The organism is Phenylobacterium sp. Root700 (assembly GCF_001429025.1).
GTDB lineage: Bacteria > Pseudomonadota > Alphaproteobacteria > Caulobacterales > Caulobacteraceae > Phenylobacterium.
Window position 1 is genome coordinate 152565 of record NZ_LMHT01000007.1, and the last position, 18389, is coordinate 170953.

Sequence of the window (18389 nt, forward strand, 5' to 3'; positions counted from 1 at the left end):
CCCGACCCGCATGCTGGTCCCGGCGGCCCGTATGGACGAAGCCATCACCGTGGCTCGTGAAGCCGCCTCGACGATCACCGTCGGTGATCCGAACGGCAACAGCCAGCTTGGCCCGGTGGTCTCCGAGGTTCAGTTCAACAAGATCCAGAAGCTGATCCAAGCCGGCATCGACGAGGGCGCGACCCTGGTCATCGGCGGCGTCGGCCGTCCGGAAGGCCTGGACGCCGGCTACTATGTGAAGCCGACCGTCTTCGCCAACGTCACCCCGGAAATGACCATCTCCAAGGAAGAGATCTTTGGTCCGGTGCTGTCGATCCTTGGCTACGAAAGCGTCGATCAGGCCATCCAGATCGGCAACGACACCGAGTACGGCCTGGCCGCCTATGTCCAGTCCGCCGACCTCGCCAAGGCTCGCGAAGTGGCTTCCAAGCTGCGCGCCGGCCAGGTGTCGATCAACGGCGGCGGCGGGGACCTGATGGCTCCCTTCGGCGGCTACAAGATGAGCGGCAACGGGCGCGAGTGGGGCGATTTCGCCTTCAACGAGTTCCTCGAAGTCAAGGCGGTCCTCGGCTACGCGCCGAAGGAAGCTGCTGAATAACAACGATAAGATCCGCCCCGCGTAGGGCGAACTGATCGGCAAGCGAAAGGGCGAGGGGGCTTAAGGCCTCCTCGCCCGATCCTTGAAAGGGCCTCCGCAGTCGCGGGCGCCCGGGATGAGCGAACAGGAAAGGAGTCCCCATGGACCCTCACATCAAGGCGATGGTCGACGAGTTGGCCGCAGCGGCGGCTGGTCAGCCTGCGCCGCCATTGGACGCCATCCCGCCTGAGATGATCCGGGCCGGCTACCGCATGCAGCGGACCGCCCAGAACCTGACCGCGCCCAAGGACGTCGAGGCCCGTGACCTGCAGGTCGATGGAGCTGACGGTCCTATTGGCGCTCGGCTCTATACGCCCGCCGGCGCGCCGGCCGTGACGCCGGGCCTCGTCTATTTCCACGGCGGCGGCTTCGCCATCGGCGACCTCGAAAGCCATGACGGCCATTGCCGGCGTCTGGCCAGCTTCGCGGGGATCCGTGTCCTCGCTGTCGACTACCGACTGGCGCCGGAACACCCGTTCCCGGCCGGCCATGACGACGCCCTAGCGTCGGTGAAGTGGGTCTTCGACCACGCCGCCGAGCTCGGCGTTGATCCCGCTCGCATCGCGGTCGGCGGCTGCTCGGCCGGCGGCAACCTGGCGGCCTCGGTCTCCATCGACCTGAAGAACGATCCGAAGCGCAAGCTGGCCTTCCAACTGCTGCTCTATCCCGGCATCTGGCCCGACGTGGAGACCCAGTCGCGCAAGGACCTGGACGGCCCGATCCTGACCAAGGCGGCGATCGCTTGGTTCGACAAGTGCCTGGCGGTCGGCGACCATCCCCAGGCCGCCCGCGCCAATATCGGCGCGAAGGCTGATGTGACCGGAACCCCTCCAGCCCTGGTGGTCACCGCCGGCTATGATCCGCTGAAGGACGAGGGTCGCGACTACGCCGCGCGCCTGAACGCCGCGGGCGTGAAGGCGACCCACGTCGAGTACGCCGACCTGGTGCACGACTTCTACTTGATGGGCGATGTCTCGCCGGCGATCACGGCGGCGGCCAAGGAAACCGCCGCGACCCTGAAGGCGGCGCTGGGCTGACAATTGGTGTCATCCCGGAAGTCGCGCAGCGGCTGTCCGGGACCCATAAGCGCCTGATCATACAAGGAGCGCGCGGCGGATCGGCGGATGTGCTCGCGCCGCCGCGTGAATGGGTCCCGGTCTTGCTCCGCAAACCGGGATGACAATTGGGTTCAGTCGCGCAGCACCTTGCTGATGCTCCTTCGGCGGATCAGAGCCGTTCCATGCGCAGCCAGTTCGGTTTGCCGGCCCAGGATCTGGCGAAGGCCTGCCTCGCGGCGGCGGCGTCGACCTGGCGCCCTTGCGCGGCCTCGCTCTTAGCCAGGCCATAGAGCACCCAGCCGTTGTTGGGCGCCTGGGTGAGGGCGGCGCGGAACGCCTGGCTCGCCTCCTCGTGACGACCGGCGAGATATAGGGCCGCGCCCAGGGACTGATTGACCGGATAGTACCAGTAGGGCGGCTCCTGATAGGGGAGGCGCCGCTCGATCTCGATCGCCTTGCGGTAATGATCGATCGCTTCGTCGTAGCGCTTGGCGGCGGTGGCCTGATGGCCGCGCGCCACGTTTTCGGCCAGGGCCAGCAGGTCGCCGGCCGGCACGCCCTGCTCGATCATGCCGGCCAGGACGCCGGACTTGGCCACGGCCTGTATCGCGGCGACTTCTCCGTCGAAGCCCTTCGGATCATCCAGCTGGGCGTAGGCGACAGCCCGTGCGTAGCGCCACATGGCGGTGGCGTAGGCCAGGCGCGCGTCGGGCGCGGGCATGGCCAGGATCGCGCCCGGCTCGGCGAACTGCGCCATGGCCAGATAGGGGGCCGCGTCGATGGCCTGTACCCATCCGATCGCCGCCGAGGTCTCGGGGTCGAGGATCGTCCTGAGGCGCCGCGCCTCACTGATGGCGGTGTCCATGTCGCCGGCCATCTGCGCCGAGGTCACGATGAAATGGACGTTGTGCGGATAGTAGCCGTAGCGGACGAGGCTGTGGTCGCCGGCGCTGCGTATGAAGGCTTCGTCGGCCCGCGCCGCCGCCAGGTTCACCCGCACTGAATCGGCGTACCGCCCGCGGCCGTAGAAAATGTGCGACGGCATGTGGACGAGGTGCGCGGCGCTGGGCGTCAGGGGCTTGGCCAGGCGATCGGCGGCGGCCTCGGCGCGCTGCGGATCGGCGGCCTCCATGAGGTGGATAAAGAGGTGGGCGGCCTGCACGTGGGCGGGATTGCGGGCCAGCACGGTCTCGACCAGGCGCACCGCCTCGCCGCTGCGGCCGACCGGCGTGCGCTTGTCGGCCTCCCAGTAGTTCCAGGGGCTGGTGTCCATCACCGCCTCAGCCGCCAGAACGGCCACATCGTCGTCGGCGGGGAAGCGCCGGGCGACCTCCAGCATGGCGTCAGCATAGGCTCCGTCGAGGTCGGCGCGATTAGCCTTGGGGTCGCGCGAATAGCGGGTGGCCACGGCCTCGATCAGGGCGCGCTCCACCGGGGAGGCTCGGTCACGCAGGGCCATGGCCCTGTCCATGGCGTCCAGGGCCGCGCCGCGGTCGCGCTCGTCCATCGGGGCGTTGATGTTCGGTCCTAGCGCCACCGCCTCGCCCCACCAGCAGATGGCGCAGTCGGGGGCCAGGCGCTGGGCCGCGCGGAAGGATCGCACGGCGCCGGCGTGGNTGATCGGGAAAGCTGACCTGGTGAGGTCGTCATACAGCGGGATCGGCCCCGCCTGGCCGGCCGGCGCCGCGAAGGCCGCCGAGATCAGCAGCCGTCGCGCGAGCGAGCCCTCGGCGTCACGGTCCGTGCAGAGCGAGGCCGCCATGCGGCTAGGGTCCAGCGCGGCCAGGATTTCGGGCGAGATTTGAGGCTGAACCGGGGAACCGGCGAGCGTCAGGCCAAGCCCGGCGGCGAGCACCGCCTTCAACCCATATCCCATCTGACGTCTCCGCAGGATATTGATTGAACAGTGTTATTCTAAGTCTCGACACGGTCAAGCGCGAGCGGCCCGCCGCCCCCTCCGTCGGCTTCGCCGCCAGCTCCCCCAGCGGGGGAGCATCTAGGTTCAGTTAGATCCTCCCCTCTGGGGGAGGTGGCGCACGCAGCGCGACGGAGGGGGCTGCTGCAGGGGTCAAAGTCCCCCTCACCCGGCCAATAGGCCGGGAGCTCCCCCAGCGGGGGAGCATCTGCTAGCTGAGCAACACCGTCCGGATCGCGCCGGTCAGGCGGGCCAGCTCGTCGTCGGTCGTGACATAAGGCGGGGCGAGATAGACGACCTTGCCCATCGGGCGGATCCAGCAGCCCTGCTCGACGAAGGCCATGCAGAGCGGGCCGGTTTCCACCGGGTGATCGAACTCCACCACGCCGATGGCGCCCAGGGTGCGGACATCGACCACGCCCTTCGCCGCGCGGCAGGGTGCCAGCCCTTCGGCCAGGGCCTTGTTGATGCGGGCGACGTCGGCCTTCCAGGTCCCGGCCTCGAAGAGGTCGAGCGAGGCGTTGGCGGCCGCGCAGGCCAGCGGATTGCCCATATAGGTCGGGCCATGCATCAGGGCCGCGCCGGCGTCGTCGGACCAGAAGGCCTCGAAGATGGGCTTGCGCGCGATGGCGGCCGACAGCGGCAGGGTGCCGCCGGTAAGCGCCTTGGACAGGGTCACGATGTCGGGGATCACGCCCGAGCCCGTGCAGGCGAACAGGTCGCCGGTGCGGCCGAAGCCGACGAAGATCTCGTCGAAGATCAGCAGCACGCCGTGCTTGTCGGCAAGCCGCCGCAGGGTGCGCAGCACTTCGTCGCCGTGGAACAGCATGCCGCCGGCGCCCTGGACCCGGGGCTCGACGATGATCGCGGCGATCTCGGCGCCCTTCTGCGCCAGGGCTGCATCGAGCGCCGCCTCGGACGCCGCGTCCACTGGCAGATCGACCACATGCTGGGCCGGCATCACGCCCGCGAACAGGCTGTGCATGCCCTCCTCGGGATCGCAGATCGTCATCGTGGCCAGGGTGTCGCCGTGATAGCCGCCCCGGAAGCTGAGGAAGCGGTTCTTCCCCGTCACGCCCTGGTTGATCCAGAACTGCAGCGCCATCTTCATGGCGATCTCGACCGAGACCGACCCGCTTTCGGCGAAGAACACGTGGTCGAGGTCGCCCGGCAGCAGGGCCGCCAGCCGCGTGGCCAGGCGATAGGCCGGCTCATGCGCCAGTCCGCCGAACATCACGTGCGGGGCGCGTGCGAGCTGCTCGGTCACGGCCGCGGCGATGTGCGGGTGGTTGTAGCCATGCACGGCCGTCCACCAGGATGCGATGCCGTCGACCAGTTCACGGCCGTCCTCCAGGATGATCCGCGCGCCCTGCGTGCGGGCCACGGCCAGCGGGGCCGGAGCGGTCTTCATCTGGCAATAGGGCCGCCACACATGGGCCGCGCCCATGGTCATCCAGTCCGGCTGCTTCGTCATACGCACGCTCCCAACATCTCCCAGGCGGGAGGGAAGGCGGCTTTAACCCAGGGCCAACCTCGTGCATACCGCGCGGCCATGACCGACAGCCTCACCGCGTTCGCCCAAACCAAGCTCACCGGCCTCGAGGCGCGCAGCCTCAAGCGCACCCTGGTTCCGACCCATCGGCTGGACGGCCTTTGGGTCGAGCGGAACGGGCGGCGGCTGCTGTCCTTCTCCTGCAACGACTACCTGAACCTCTCCCATCATCCGGCTGTGAAGGCCGCCGCCGTCGCCGCCGTGCAGGCGCACGGCGTCGGGGCCGGGGCCTCGCGCCTGGTGACCGGCGACCACCCGATCTTCACGCAGCTGGAGGCGCGGCTCGCCGCCCTGAAGGGCGCGGAGGCGGCCTGCGTGTTCGGCTCCGGCTACCTGGCCAATTCCGGGATCATCCCGACGGTGGTGGGGCAGGGCGACCTGATCCTGATCGACGATCTGGCCCATGCCTGCATCTGGTCGGGCGCGCAGCTGTCGGGCGCCCGCATCGTCGCTTTCCGCCACAACGACGTCGAAGATCTCGCCGCCAAGCTTGGCGCCCATCGCGCCGAGGCCGGCCGCGCCCTGATCGCCACCGACGGGGTCTTCTCGATGGACGGCGATCTCGCCCCGCTGGACAAGATCAGCGCCCTGGCCCAGGCGCATGACGCCTGGCTGCTGGTCGACGACGCCCACGGCCTGGGCGTGGTGGGCGAGGGGCGCGGCGCGGCGGCGATGTTCCCCGGCGCCAAGGTCGACCTGGCCATGGGCACCTTCTCCAAGGCGCTGGGCGGCTACGGCGCCTATGTCTGCGCCAGCCAGCCGGTGATCGACCTGCTGAAGACCCGCGCCCGCACGCTGGTCTACACGACCGGCCTGCCGCCGGCGAACGCCGCCGCGGCCTTGGCGGCGCTCGACATCATCGCCTCTGATCCGGAACTGGTCGCAGCCCCGCTGGCCAAGGCCCGCCGCTTCACCCGCGCCCTCAACCTGCCGGACGCCACCAGCGCGGTGGTGCCGATCCTGATCGGCGAGGCCGACCGCACCCTGGCCGCCGCGCGCGAACTGGAGACGCAAGGCTTCCTCGCCGTCGCGATCCGGCCGCCGACGGTGCCGGAAGGCACGGCCCGGCTGCGGCTGGCCTTCACCGCCGGCCATCCTGACGCGGAGATCGACCGGCTGGCGGCGGCGGTGCGCCCGCTGGTGAACGTATGAAACAGACTCTGTTTGTCTCCGGCGCCCACACCGATGTGGGCAAGACCTATGTCGCCTGCGCGATCCTGCGCGCCGCTCGCGCCAAGGGGCTGAGCGTCGAGGCGCTCAAGCCTGTGGTCAGTGGGTTTGATCCGCAGGACTGGGGTCAGAGCGATCCGGGCCGGCTGCTGGCGGCGCTGGACCGTCCGCTGACGCTCGAAACCCTGGACGCGATCTCGCCGCTGCGGTTCGACGCGCCGCTGTCGCCGCCGATGGCGGCGCGGCTGCAGGGCTATGACCTGCGCCTGGCGCAACTCACCGACTTCTGCCGCGCGGGCCTGACGGCCAGCACCGCCGACCTCACCTTGGTTGAAGGCGTCGGCGGGGTGATGTCGCCGATTTCCGAGGACGCTACCGGGCTCGACCTGATGCAGGCGCTGGCCTTGCCGACCGTGCTGGTCGGCGGCTCCTATCTGGGCGCGATCAGCCACACCCTGACCGCCATCGAGACCCTGCGCGCGCGCGGCCTGGCGATCCACGCCGTGGTGGTCAGCCAGAGCGCCGAGCCCGACGCGCCCGATTTCGGCCAGACCGTGGACAGCGTCGCCGCCTTCGCGGGCGATCTGATGGTGATCGCGGCGGCCCGCGACGATCAGGCCTGGGCGGCTCAGCTCGTCTAGATCACGCCCAGCGCGTCCCACATCGCCATGGCCAGGCCGAAACCGCGCATGTCGCCGGTGGTGGTCGGGGCCATCTTGTTCATGACGTAGGCAAAACTGGTGCGGGCATCCATGTCGATGATCGCGATCGACCCGCCATAACCGCCCCAGAAGATGGTGTTGGGGTTGGGCAGCGGCGTGACGCCGCCCGCGAGCCCGAAGCCGAGGCCAAAGCGGGCGGGCATGCCCAGGATCAGGTCCTGGCCCTCGACCTGCAGTTCCAGCGCTTTGCGGCAGCCGGCCTCGGACAGGAACCGCCGGCCCTTGGCGACGCCGCCATTGGCCAGGATGGCGTGGATCTCGGCCACTGAGCGCGCATTGCCGGTCCCGCCCGCAGCCGGGATCTCGGCCCCGCGCCAGGCGCGGGTGCGGGTTTCGCTGACGTCGATGCCGGGGTTGTTCGACATGTTGGCCTGAAGCTCGGACTCGGCGCGGTCGGAAATGGTCGAGCCGGGCGGCGGCGGGATCAGGTCGGCGACCCGGGCGTCCTCGGAGGCCGGCAGGCCGATGTGGAAGTCGGCGCCCAAGGGCCCGGCGATCTCCTCGCGAAACACCGTGCCCAGCGACTTGCCGGTGATGCGCCGCACGACTTCACCGACTAGGTAGCCCTGGGTCATGGCGTGATAGCCGGGCGCGGTGCCCGGCTCCCAATAGGGCGCCTGGGCGGCGAGCAGGCTGGTGGCCTTGTCCCAGTCGTAGAGGTCGTCCTTGGTGATCGGTTCCTTCCAGCCCGAGAGCCCGGCGCTATGGCTCATCAGGTGGCTGACCTTGACGTTCTCTTTCCCGGCGGCGGCGAATTCGGGCCAGTAGCGCGCCACCGGGGCGTCGAAGTCGAGCTCGCCGCGGTCGGCGATCAGCAGGGCGGTGAGGGCGGTCATCGTCTTGGTCGTGGAGTAGACGTTGACGATGGTGTCCTGTTCCCAGGAGCGCGTGCGCGCCTCGTCGGCGAACCCGCCCCATAGGTCGACGACCGTCTCGCCTTCAAGCGTGGCGCAGAACGCCGCGCCGACGTCGGCGCCGCTGGCCAGATTGGCGTCGAACGCCTCGCGGACCGGCGAGAACCTGTCGTGTGCGAACCCGTCCGCGGTGTCGCGAGCCATGGCGCCTGCTCCCTGTTTTCAGTCTTCTGCGTCGAACCTACGACGAGGAGGCAGGGTCGCCTAGGCTTTGCAGAGGTCAGTCGGCGGCGCGGTCCCGTTTGCGCTGGGCCACGGCCAGGACGCTCATGCCGACCAGGGCTGAGAGCAGCGATCCGGCGATCACGCCCATGCGGACCTCGGTCTGGGCCAGGGTGTCGTTGGGATCGAAGGCCAGGCCGCCGATGAACAGGCTCATGGTGAAGCCGACCCCGCAGAGCAGCGAGACGCCGTAGATTTCCAGCCACTTGGCGCCGGTCGGGCGCCGGGCCAGCTTCAGGCCGATCACCACGGCGGCGACGCCGAACACGCCGATCTGCTTGCCGACGAACAGGCCGAGCGCGATGCCGATCGGCACCGGGCTGAGCAAGGTCGAGAACGACAGGCCCTGGAACGAGAAGCCCGCCGCGGCGAAGGCGAACAGCGGCAGGATCAGGAACGCCACATAGGGATGCAGGCTTTCCATGAAGTGCTTCAGAGGCCCCTCGTGCCCCGGCTTGCGCGGGTCGATGGGCACGGTCATGGCCGCGGCCACCCCGGCCAGCGAGGTGTTGACCCCGCTCTTCAGGCAGAAGGCCCAGGCTAGGGCGAAACAGGCCGCGTAGAACAGGTAGGGCGCGGTCTTCCACTTCGACATCAAGGCCATCAGGCCGATGGCCGCCCCGGCGCCGGCCAGGGCGTAGAGGTTGACATCGGCGGTGAACAGGATGGCGATCAGGGCCACGGCGCCAAGATCGTCGGCGATGGCCAGGGTCAGCAGGAAGATCCGCAGCGACGACGGCAGGCGCGGCGCGACCATGGCCAGCGCGGCCAGCGCGAAGGCGATGTCGGTGGCGGTCGGCGTCGGCCAGCCCTGGGGCGCGCCGCCGGCCCCGGTATTGAACAGCAGATAGACGCCGGCCGGAGCGACCATGCCGCCCAGGGCCGCCAGCACCGGCAGGGCCAGGCGCCTTGGATTGGAGAGCTCGCCCCGCAGGATCTCGTGTTTGATCTCCAGGCCGACGACGAAGAAGAAGATCGCCATCAGCCCGTCCTTGATCCACTTGTAGACCGGCTTCACCTCGTGGAAGGCGCCGATCTGGACGGGGATCTCGTGCTTGATGAAGGCGAAGTAGTGCTCGGCCCAGGGCGAATTGGCCAGGATCACCGCGGCCAGCGCCGCCGTCGTCAGGATCAGGCCTGAGGCGCTTTCGGTCTTCAGGAAGTCGAGCGTAAGTTTGCGAGCCATGCTGTCGGTTAGCATGACCGTACCGGCCGGGCACGGCAATCGGACGTTGTTGGCGTCGAAGTGATCGCGTCGGCGCGGCTTGCCCCGCGCGGGCGTGTGCGCCATCTGGAAGCCATGCCCGTCTCCCCCGCCTACCGCCCCGATCCTCGCGTCCAGCAGTTGGGGGGCGAGTTCGCCGATCCGGTGGCGGCCGCGGACTTCCCGATGACCACCCTGAGGTTTCGCAACGACCGGGCCGCGGCGAGCGTAGGGCTCGACACCCTGACCGACGCCGAGTGGATCGCGCATTTCGGGCGGTTCGAGCCGCTGCCCGGCAACCTGCCCCAGCCGCTGGCGCAGCGGTATCACGGCCATCAGTTCCGCGTTTACAACCCCGACCTCGGCGACGGGCGCGGCTTCACCTTCGCCCAGATGCGCGAGGCTGGAACGGGCCGGCTGCTGGAGCTGGGGACCAAGGGGTCAGGCCAGACGCCCTGGTCACGGGCCGGCGACGGGCGGCTGACCCTGAAGGGCGGCGTGCGCGAGCTGCTGGCCACCGCCATGCTGGAGGCGCTGGGCGTTCCGACCTCACGCTCGTTCTCGCTGATCGAGACTGGCGAGCAGCTGACCCGCGGCGACGAGCCCAGCCCGACCCGGTCGGCGGTGCTGGTGCGCCTGTCGCACAGCCACGTCCGTTTCGGCAGCTTCCAGCGGCACGCCTTTTTCCAGAGCGCCGAGCGGGTGGGCCAGCTCGTCGATCATGTGGTCGAGGTCTATTATCCGGAGCTTGCCGATGCAGCGGATCGGCCGACCGCCCTGCTGCAAGCCGTTATCGGCCGCGCCGCGCGGCTGACGGCTCGGTGGATGACCGCGGGGTTCGTCCACGGGGTGCTGAACACCGACAACATGAACATCACCGGCGAGAGCTTCGACTACGGCCCCTACCGGTTCCTGCCGCGCAACGACCCCAACTTCACCGCCGCCTATTTCGACAGCTCGGGTCTCTACAGCTTCGGCCGTCAGCCGGAGACGGTGTTCTGGAACCTGCAGCAGCTGGCCGGGACCTTCACCCTGGTCACTGATCAGGCGGGCTTGATCGAGGCCTTGAACAGCTTCGGGCCGGCCTATCGCACCGAACTGGCGACGGCCCTGTTGGCGCGCTTGGGTCTGACGAGTCGGTCGGCGGAAGCCGATGTCGCCCTGGCGAACGCGGCGTTCCGAGGCCTCGCCAGTGGCGGCGAGCGACTGCGGTGGGAGCCGTTCTTCTTCGACTGGTTCACCGGTGATGAGGCCCGCGCGTTGGCGAGCCTGCGCGGCGACATCTACGCCGGCGAAGCCTTCGCCGAGTTCCGGGGGCTTCTGAAGGGCTTCGAGCGCGAGCGCCCCGAGCGGCTGGCCGATCCCTATTTCGCCGCCGCCGAGCCCCAGGAGCTGCTCTACGAAGAGATCGAGTCGATCTGGGCCGACATCGCCGAGCGTGACGACTGGACTACGCTCCACGCCAAACTCGCCGCCATCGAGACGGCCCGAACCGCCTACAGCCTGGCCTAGGCTAGGCGGGCTTGCGCGAAGCCGTCTGGGCAAGGACCACCCCGCCCAGCGCGACGGCGGCGCCCAGCGCCTGGACTGGGCCCAGGGCCTCGGAGAACAGCACCCAGCCTAGCAGGGCGGCGACCACCGGCTGGACCAGAACCACGACCGAGGTGGTGGCGGCCGGCAGGCGGCCGAGCGCCCAGGCGATGGCGCCTTGCCCGGTCACGTGCATGAGCGCCAACCCGGCGACCGCCATCCAGCCGCCCGGGGAGCGGGGCATGAGATCTTCGCCCAGCACGACGGCCGCCAGCAGGAGCAGGGGCGCGCTGACCACCCCTGACCAGAACATGATCCGGGTCGCGCTGGCGGTGCGGCGTCCGGCGCTGATGGCGAGGAAGTAGGCGGCGTACCAGCCGGCGGTCATCAAGGAGAGCGCATCGCCCAGCGGCGGGTTTGACCCGGGGGCGTTGGCGCCGCGACCGATGGCCATCAGCCAGGCGCCGGCCACAGCCAGGGCGACGGCCCCGATGAACAGGTTGGCCGGACGCTGCTTCAGGAAGATCCAGGCCACCGCCGTCACCACCACCGGGGTCAGGTTGGTCAGGACCGTGGCGTTGGCGACCGAGGTGAAGGCCAGGGCGTAGTGCCAGAAGCCCAGGTCGCCGGCGAAGGCCAGCCCCGCCAGCAGCGCAAAGCCGTTCGCCTTGCCGACCCCGCCGTCGGTCCGTTGCGCCATGAGCGCCAGCAGCGGCAGGGCAAGGGTCACGCGCCAGAAGCCGACCGCGGCCGGGCCGGCGTCGGCCAGCCGCACCAGGATCGGCGCGAACCCGATCACCGCCGCGCCCGTCACCAGCACGGCGAGAGCCTTGAGCCGGCCGTCGTCTCGCACCGAGGTCGCCTCAGTCAAAGCCCATCTCCCGCCGCAGGGCCTCCGGCGTCACACCGTGCGCACGCAGGTCCCGCAGGGTCTGGGCCTTGTCGCGCTTGGCGAAGCGCTTGCCGTCGGCGCCGGTGAGCAGGCGGTGGTGGCGATAGATGGGGGTCGGCAGGTCGAGCAGGGCCTGCAGCAACCGCTGGACATGGGTGGCCTCGAACAGGTCCTGTCCTCGGATCACATGGGTGACGCCTTGCAGAGCGTCGTCGACCACCACGGCCAGGTGATAGGCGACGCCGACATCCTTGCGGGCCAGCACCACGTCGCCGCCCAGGGCTGGGTCGGCGGTGATCAAGCCATGTTCGCCGTTCGGGCCGTGGCCTTCTTCGCGGAAGGTGAGGGGGCGGCCGCCGAGCGCGGTCTCCGCGGCGTCCAGCGACAGTCGCCAGGCGTAGGGTTCGCCCGCCGCGAGGCGTTGGGCCTCTTCCTCGGCGGGCAACGCCGCGCCGCGCCAGGCGTCCATGGCGCCGTGCGGCGCGCGGCCGATGTCTTCGGCGATATCCTTGCGGGTTCGGAAGCAGCGATAGATCAGGCCGGACGTCGCCAGCGCCGCGAGCGAGGCGTGATAGTCGTCCAGGTGTTCGGACTGCCGCCGTACCGGTACGTCCCAGGCCAGGCCCAGCCAGCCCAGGTCCTCATAGATGGCGGTCTCGAATTCGGGACGCGATCGGGTGGCGTCGATGTCCTCGATCCGTAGGACGAACCGTCCGCCGGCCGCGCGTGCGGCCTCGTGCGCGGTCAAGGCCGAGAAGGCGTGGCCGCGGTGCAGGTATCCGGTCGGCGAGGGGGCGAAACGGGTGATGAACACCCGTCAGCTTTAGTCCTGCTGATGCGACGCGAAAATGCCCATGTGCTCAAAAACGCCCCGCAGGAACGCTTCTTCGCCGCCCATGGTGATCTTCAGGTGGTCGAACTGCTTGAAGGCGACCATTTCGGCCAGGCCGTGCGCGGCGCACCAGGCCGCGGTGGTGGCCAGTTCCAGCTCGGTCTCGTCGAGCGGCGAGGCGCCGGCCTCGACCAGGGTGTCGCGAACCTGGCAATAGGCGCTGTCGTTGTCGGCGTGCAGGTGCTCGGGCAGGTTTTCCTTGTCGCGCGAGCAGTCGTACATCACGCGATAGAGCGCCGGGTTGTCGCGGGCGAACTTCACATAGGCCACGCCCAGCGCCGTCAGCTTGTCGCGCACCGAGGTCTGCTTGGCGCGGGCCTCGGTCATCAGTTCGTTCAGCAGGTCCCAGCCCTCGTGGGCCACGGCGTCCAGCAACTCGCCCTTGTCCTTGAAGTGGTGGTAGGGCGCGGCCGGGCTGACCCCGGCCTCTCGCGCCACCGCGCGCAGCGAAAGAGCGGTCGGCCCCTCGTTCTCTAGCAGCCGGCGAGCCGCATCGATCAGGGCGCGGCGAAGATCGCCATGGTGATAGGGCCTGTTGTCGGCGGCTGCAGCTTCTCTCATGGCGGGCACTCTAAATCTGAATCTGGACGGCGTAAAGATCATCTTGACGACGTTTAGATCGCTGCTATCTTAGCATTGTTCAAATAACAAACGCCCCCGCTCCCCCGGGGGTTCAAACTGAAAGGTGTGTGTCATGTCTCTCGCTCGTTTGACCCATTTCGAACGGCTTATCGACCGGTTCGTCCCGGTGGCCCTGATCGTGCTCAGCATTGGGCTGGCCGTGGCCACGGTCTCAGTCGGCGCGTAACAGCCGACCAGGTCGTTATTACCGAGTTTGGAAAGGGGGCCGTTTCGGCCCCCTTTTTGTTGCGCCGCGCGGCCTATGCAATTTCGCATAGCTTACATCGTAAAATGTATCTGTACATTGTTTAGATGCGGGCCTATCTAAGCATTGTCCAGATCGGACAGGGGCTCGGCGGAGGCCGGGGCTTAGAACCAAGACAAGGAATGAAACAATGTCTGCTCTCACCAATCTCGGCCGCTTCTTCGACAACTCCGTCGCGGTGGTCTTCGTCCTGATCAGCCTGAGCCTCGCCGGCGCGACCGCGGTCGTGGGCGTCTGAATGTCGGCGATCGGCGCCCTGTCCGGGCGATCTTTCCCGGACGGGGCCATTGCGCTCCAGGTCATGGAGCTGTCTTAATTTCTGGCCTATAATTCTCACGTCACGGGAGTCTCCCAAACGGGCGATTCGCCGGGAAGCTCGGATCGCGAAAAGGGGCCTGTCTTCAGTCTCTACGCGTACACCATAGGAGCAGGTGTGCTCCCTGGGAGGCCCGATCATGCAGGTGCTTAGCCACCCGCCGTCAGGTTGGCCTTGTCTCGTGCTGAATGCGGACTTCCGTCCCCTCAGCTATTATCCGCTGTCCCTCTGGCCGTGGCAGGAGGTGATCAAGGCGGTGTTCCTGGATCGTGTCGACGTGGTCTCGACCTATGACCAGGAGGTACGCTCTCCCTCATTCGCCATGCGGCTCCCCAGCGTCGTCTCGCTGAAGCATTACGTCCCCCAGGACCGGCCGCCGGCCTTCACCCGCTTCAACCTGTTCCTGCGCGATTCCTTCGCCTGCCAGTACTGCACGGTGAGCGACGACCTGACGTTCGACCACGTGGTGCCGCGCTCGCGGGGTGGGCGCACGACCTGGGAAAACATCGTCACCGCCTGCGCGCGCTGCAATCTGATGAAGGGCGGGCGCACGCCGGCCGAGGCGCATATGCACCCGTTCCAGAAGCCGCGCCGGCCGACGTCCCATGAGCTCCAGGATCGCGGCCGCAGGTTCCCGCCGCACCACCTGCACAAGAGCTGGCTCGACTACCTCTACTGGGACATCGAGCTGGAGGCTTAGGGGGGAGCTAGCAGCGCCCGACGTTCATCGTCCTCGTCATCCTAGGCCTTGTGCCTAGGACCCCTCTATCGGTGGCGAGGCGATGCAGGGTGAGGCGCATCGGCTGCGCCACCGTTTAATGTTCTGTGCGACGGTGAAAGGGGGCCTAGGCACAAGGCCTAGGATGACGAGGGGCCTACTTCGCCGGCAGGACCCGCATGGCCAGCATCTCGCGGTTAGGGCGGCTGATGCCGTAGAGCACGCCGGGCTGGCTCTCATCCCAGTCGATGGCCTGGCCTTCGACGGGCACGCTGATCGTCCCGACGTGGTCGAGCACCGATCCGCCCTTGGGCAGGGCCAGGATGTAGAGCTCGGGGTGATCGTGGCCGGTGATGTAGAGCCGCCCGTCAGGACCCCAGCCGCCGCCCGATGAGCTCATCGGCTTGAAGCGGTCGAGGATCGATTGCGGGAAGCTCCAGCTCTGCGTCTTGCGCCACTGGTCGTCGAACCGCACCAGGGCCGTGTGGCGGTGATCGCGCGGGGCCTCGCCGCCCTTGCCGTCATAGTTGGCGAAGGCCGCCCACCAGGCGCCGTCCTTGCGGTCGATCCAGGTGATCGAGCCGGTCCCGAGGCCGAGCGCCACGGTGCGCAGGTGGGTCATGGTCGCCGGATCGAAGAACTCCACCGAACTGGTTTGCGGAACCGCCGGGAAGTTGGAGCTGGCGCAGACCAGCTCCCTGCTGATCACCGCGCAGGAATTGATGTGCGGATAGCGGGCCGGATCGCCCTTCCACTCCGCCACCTTCATTCCGGTCTTCTTGTCGTATTTGGCGATGGTGGAGTTGGCCACGGCGTAGACGTGGTCGCGATCGACCGCCACGCCCTGCCGCGCCTCGGGGGCCGAGTAGCGGCGCAGGACTTCGGCCGAGCGCGACGGGGCTGAACCCGACGGGGCGGCGGCCTCCTGGGCCGAGGCGGCCGAGGCGACCAGCGCCCCGGCCAGAACCAGATATCTGATCATCGCCGTCGTCCTTAGAAGTTCAACGCCGCGCCGACCCAATAGGTGCGGCCGTAGTTGGCCCACTCCTGCAGGTAGCGGCGGCCTGGGCCGGTGACTTCCTGGCGGCCGGTGTTCGAGAGATTCTGGCCCTCGACGAAGACCGTCAGGTTGTCGGTGAAGCGCCACGAGACGCTGGCGTCGAACAGGTGCCGGCCCTTCCAATACTGGTCGGAGTTCGGGTTGGCGTCGTTGATCGTCTCCAGCTGGCCGCCGATGTAGTTGTGCGAGACCCGGGCCTCGAACGGGCCGCGCTGATAGTAGATCGACTCGTTGGTGGTGATCTCCGGCTGTTGGAACAGGCCGGTGACCCGCGGGCCGGCCGAGGTCAGGAAGGTGAACTCGGTGTCCAGCCAGGTGATGTTTCCGTTGAAGCCGAACCCGTCGAAGGGCTCGGGCAGGAAGGTGAAGGCCTGCTGCACCGCGAATTCCACGCCGCGGATCTTGGCCGACTGCGCGTTGCGCGGGGTCGAGACCAACACGCTCTCCGGGCCGCGGCCGACATCTAGGGTCTCCGTCGAGGACAGGGTGAAGATCTCGTTTTCGATGTCCTTGGAGAACACCGCCAGCGAGACCATGCCGTCGCGCGGATAGTACTCGACCGACAGGTCGAGCCCCCGGCTTTCGCGGGCCTTCAGGCCTGGATTGCCGCGCGACAGGGTCGGTTGGCTGCCGTCGAAGTTCAGGCCCTCGGTGGCGGCCAGCGAGCCGTAGTCGGGGCGCCCGATGGTGTTGGTCCAGGCGGCGCGGACGACGAGGTCCTGCATCGGCTTCCACTCCAGGTGCAGGCTGGGCAGCCAGTTGCCGTAGGAGCCGGAGTTGCTGACCGGGGTCAGCTTGCCGCCGCTGTTGCGCAGGGCGTCGGATTCCACCTCGGTGCGCTCGTAGCGAAGGCCGCCCAGCAGGGTGAAGTCGCCCCAGGAATAGCTGGCCTGGGCGTAGGCGGCGTAGATGTCTTCCTGGACTTCGTAGTCGCCGGTGGGGGCCGCGACGCTGGTGACGAACCGGCCGCGGTTGGCGTTGAAGAAGGTCATGGCCTGGCCCGCGTCGATGCGCGGCGAGACCAGATAGCGGCCGGCGATCAGCTCGCTGGGACCGGGCTTGTCGACCTCGGCCAGGCTGTAAACGAAGCCAGGCCCGGCCCGATAGGTGGTCTGGCTGGAGTTGAGCTCGCGCTTGGTGGTGCGCAGCAGGCCGCCGAACTTGGCCTTCAGGGCGCCATCATTCGCCCCGTCGTCGAAGGCCAGGTCGAACCGCACCTGGCCGGTCTTCTCACTGGTCTCGGTCAGCGCGTCCCGATGCTGTTGCAGCATGTAGTTGGCCGGGTTGCGCATGGCCGCGTCGTTCACCGGGGTGAAGACCGGGAACAGCGGGTTGGCGGTGTCGTAGTTGAACGCGTAATTTCCGGCCTGGGCGTCGACCGTGCGGAACTCCACCGAGTGGTTGGGCACCTCGAGCGCGGCCTGCGAGTAGACGAGGTCGCCCGACGCCGTCCACTGCGGGGCGAAGTCCCAGGCGAACTCGGTCCGCGCCAGGCTGATCTCGCGCTTAGTTATCGGTTGGTTCAGCTGAACGACGCCGCGGCCGCGGGCGAAGAAACCGCTGGTCGGGGTCTGGTTGGCCACGTTGCCGATGGGCTCGATGCGATACTCGATCCGCTCTTCGTCATCCTCCATGCGGGCGAACAGGCCCGAGGCCTCCCAGCGGAAGGTGTCGCTGGGGCGGTACTCGATCTTGCCGTTCACGCCGCTGCGCTGCTTGGTGTTGTTGTACCAGAACAGGCGGCTGTAGGCCGGGACCTGGATGCCGTTGCCGGTCGGCGAACCGGAGGCCACAGGCGCGCCGGCGGCGGTGTATTCGCGCACCGAGGGGTCCTGCGACTCCACCTGCGGGATGTCGTAGTCGAGCTGCTCGTGCGAGGCGCCGATGACCACGCCCCACTGGTCCTGGTCGCCGAAGGTCATGCCGGTGGCGAAGGCGAGGCGATAGGACGGCTTGTCGTTGCGCACGCCGCCGCTGCGCTCGTAGTCGCCATAGGAAGCCATGCCGTTGAAGAACGGCCGGCCCAGGTCGAAGGCGCTGCGGGTGGTGACGTTGATGACCCCGCCGATGGCGTTGCCGTCATGCTCGGGGGTGACCGTCTTGATGACTTCCAGCCGCCCGGCCATCACCGAAGGCACGATGTCCATCGGCACGGTGCGGCCGCTTTCGTCGACCGAGGCGACCAGGGCGCCGTCGATGGTGGTGCGGTTATAGGTCGAGCGCAGGCCCCGGATGACCGGGAAGCGCGGCTCGCCTTGGTCTTCCATCACCGAGATGCCGGGAATGCGGCGCAGGGCGGCGGCGGTGTTGTGGTCGGGCAGCTTGCCGATGTCGTCGGCCGACACGACATCGGCGACCACGAAGGTGTCGCGCTTGACGGCGATGGCGGCGCGCTGAGCCTCGCGCGCGCCGGTGACGACGATCTCGTCGACCGCGCTGTCATTCGCCGCGGCGAGGACCTGGGCGGCCGCAGGCGTGGACAGGGCCGTACCGGCCAGCAGAAGAACGACGAAACCCGATATGCGTGGGCCGAAAGACATGTGCACACCCCCAGAACTGACAATGGGCGGACCACTAGGGAAGGCGCACGACGATGGGGTGACTGGCAGATGACGGGATTACGAAACACCGCGGTCCGCGGCCGTTTCGGTCCTCCCCCGCTGGGGGAGGTGGCGCGCGTAGCGCGACGGAGGGGGTAAAG

At 68.5% G+C, this 18389-nt stretch carries 12 protein-coding genes and 2 pseudogenes; 6 read left to right on the top strand and 8 right to left on the bottom strand.

Annotated features, from left to right (window positions below; genetic code table 11):
- Both ASE02_RS22835 and ASE02_RS03080 read left to right on the top strand, forming a co-directional pair.
- Positions 1-598 (top strand): annotated as a pseudogene (locus ASE02_RS22835) (aldehyde dehydrogenase family protein); the annotation flags it as partial.
- A gap of 140 nt (positions 599-738) precedes the next feature.
- Positions 739-1674, top strand: coding sequence for an alpha/beta hydrolase (locus ASE02_RS03080; RefSeq protein WP_056731036.1), 936 nt, complete (start codon positions 739-741; stop codon positions 1672-1674).
- 2147 nt (positions 1675-3821) lie between these two features.
- Here ASE02_RS03080 and ASE02_RS03090 read toward each other — a convergent pair.
- Positions 3822-5084 carry an adenosylmethionine--8-amino-7-oxononanoate transaminase gene (locus tag ASE02_RS03090; protein ID WP_056731040.1) on the bottom strand — a complete coding sequence of 421 codons (1263 nt, stop codon included), beginning with the start codon at positions 5082-5084 and terminating at the stop codon, positions 3822-3824.
- 78 nt (positions 5085-5162) lie between these two features.
- Between ASE02_RS03090 and bioF the strand changes: the two genes are divergently transcribed.
- Positions 5163-6314 carry an 8-amino-7-oxononanoate synthase gene (bioF, locus tag ASE02_RS03095; protein ID WP_056731042.1) on the top strand — a complete coding sequence of 384 codons (1152 nt, stop codon included), beginning with the start codon at positions 5163-5165 and terminating at the stop codon, positions 6312-6314.
- The gene (gene bioD, locus ASE02_RS03100) at positions 6311-6973 is read left to right on the top strand and encodes a dethiobiotin synthase (protein WP_056731044.1); all 663 of its coding nucleotides are present in this window, start codon (positions 6311-6313) and stop codon (positions 6971-6973) included. Before bioF ends, bioD begins: the two co-directional genes overlap by 4 nt.
- On the opposite strand, the gene ASE02_RS03105 is transcribed toward bioD, so the two are convergent.
- Together ASE02_RS03105 and nhaA are read right to left on the bottom strand one after the other, a co-directional pair.
- Complete coding sequence (locus tag ASE02_RS03105; RefSeq protein WP_056731046.1) at positions 6970-8112, bottom strand: serine hydrolase domain-containing protein; 1143 nt, start codon at positions 8110-8112, stop codon at positions 6970-6972. The two genes, bioD and ASE02_RS03105, sit on opposite strands and share 4 nt — an antisense overlap.
- A 76-nt stretch (positions 8113-8188) precedes the next feature.
- Positions 8189-9481 (bottom strand): Na+/H+ antiporter NhaA, encoded by a 1293-nt coding sequence (gene nhaA, locus ASE02_RS03110; protein ID WP_235536585.1) that lies wholly within the window; start codon positions 9479-9481, stop codon positions 8189-8191.
- Between the two features lie 9 nt (positions 9482-9490).
- Here nhaA and ASE02_RS03115 point away from each other — a divergent pair, with 9 nt between their 5' ends.
- Positions 9491-10906 carry a protein adenylyltransferase SelO gene (locus ASE02_RS03115; RefSeq protein ID WP_056731260.1) on the top strand — a complete coding sequence of 472 codons (1416 nt, stop codon included), beginning with the start codon at positions 9491-9493 and terminating at the stop codon, positions 10904-10906.
- 1 nt (position 10907) lies between these two features.
- On the opposite strand, the gene ASE02_RS03120 is transcribed toward ASE02_RS03115, so the two are convergent.
- Genes ASE02_RS03120 through ASE02_RS03130 form a run of 3 tightly spaced genes read right to left on the bottom strand, consistent with a single transcriptional unit; the run spans position 10908 to position 13269 of the window.
- On the bottom strand, positions 10908-11795 hold the full coding sequence (locus ASE02_RS03120) for a DMT family transporter (RefSeq protein WP_235536586.1): 888 nt from the start codon (positions 11793-11795) through the stop codon (positions 10908-10910).
- Positions 11788-12630 (bottom strand): tRNA glutamyl-Q(34) synthetase GluQRS, encoded by an 843-nt coding sequence (gene gluQRS / locus ASE02_RS03125; RefSeq protein WP_056731051.1) that lies wholly within the window; start codon positions 12628-12630, stop codon positions 11788-11790. The genes ASE02_RS03120 and gluQRS overlap by 8 nt, the downstream gene beginning before the upstream one ends.
- Before the next feature lie 9 nt (positions 12631-12639).
- Positions 12640-13269: a TetR/AcrR family transcriptional regulator gene (locus ASE02_RS03130; protein WP_056731053.1), complete on the bottom strand. Its 630-nt coding sequence runs from the start codon at positions 13267-13269 to the stop codon at positions 12640-12642.
- Positions 13270-14046: 777 nt separating this feature from the next.
- Between ASE02_RS03130 and ASE02_RS03135 the strand changes: the two genes are divergently transcribed.
- Positions 14047-14610 carry an HNH endonuclease gene (locus tag ASE02_RS03135; protein ID WP_156405898.1) on the top strand — a complete coding sequence of 188 codons (564 nt, stop codon included), beginning with the start codon at positions 14047-14049 and terminating at the stop codon, positions 14608-14610.
- Positions 14611-14785: 175 nt separating this feature from the next.
- On the opposite strand, the gene ASE02_RS03140 is transcribed toward ASE02_RS03135, so the two are convergent.
- On the bottom strand, positions 14786-15610 hold the full coding sequence (locus ASE02_RS03140) for a hypothetical protein (RefSeq protein ID WP_056731057.1): 825 nt from the start codon (positions 15608-15610) through the stop codon (positions 14786-14788).
- An 11-nt stretch (positions 15611-15621) separates the two neighbouring features.
- A pseudogene (locus ASE02_RS03145) lies at positions 15622-18189 on the bottom strand (TonB-dependent receptor); the annotation flags it as partial.
- Positions 18190-18389: the final 200 nt, after the last annotated feature.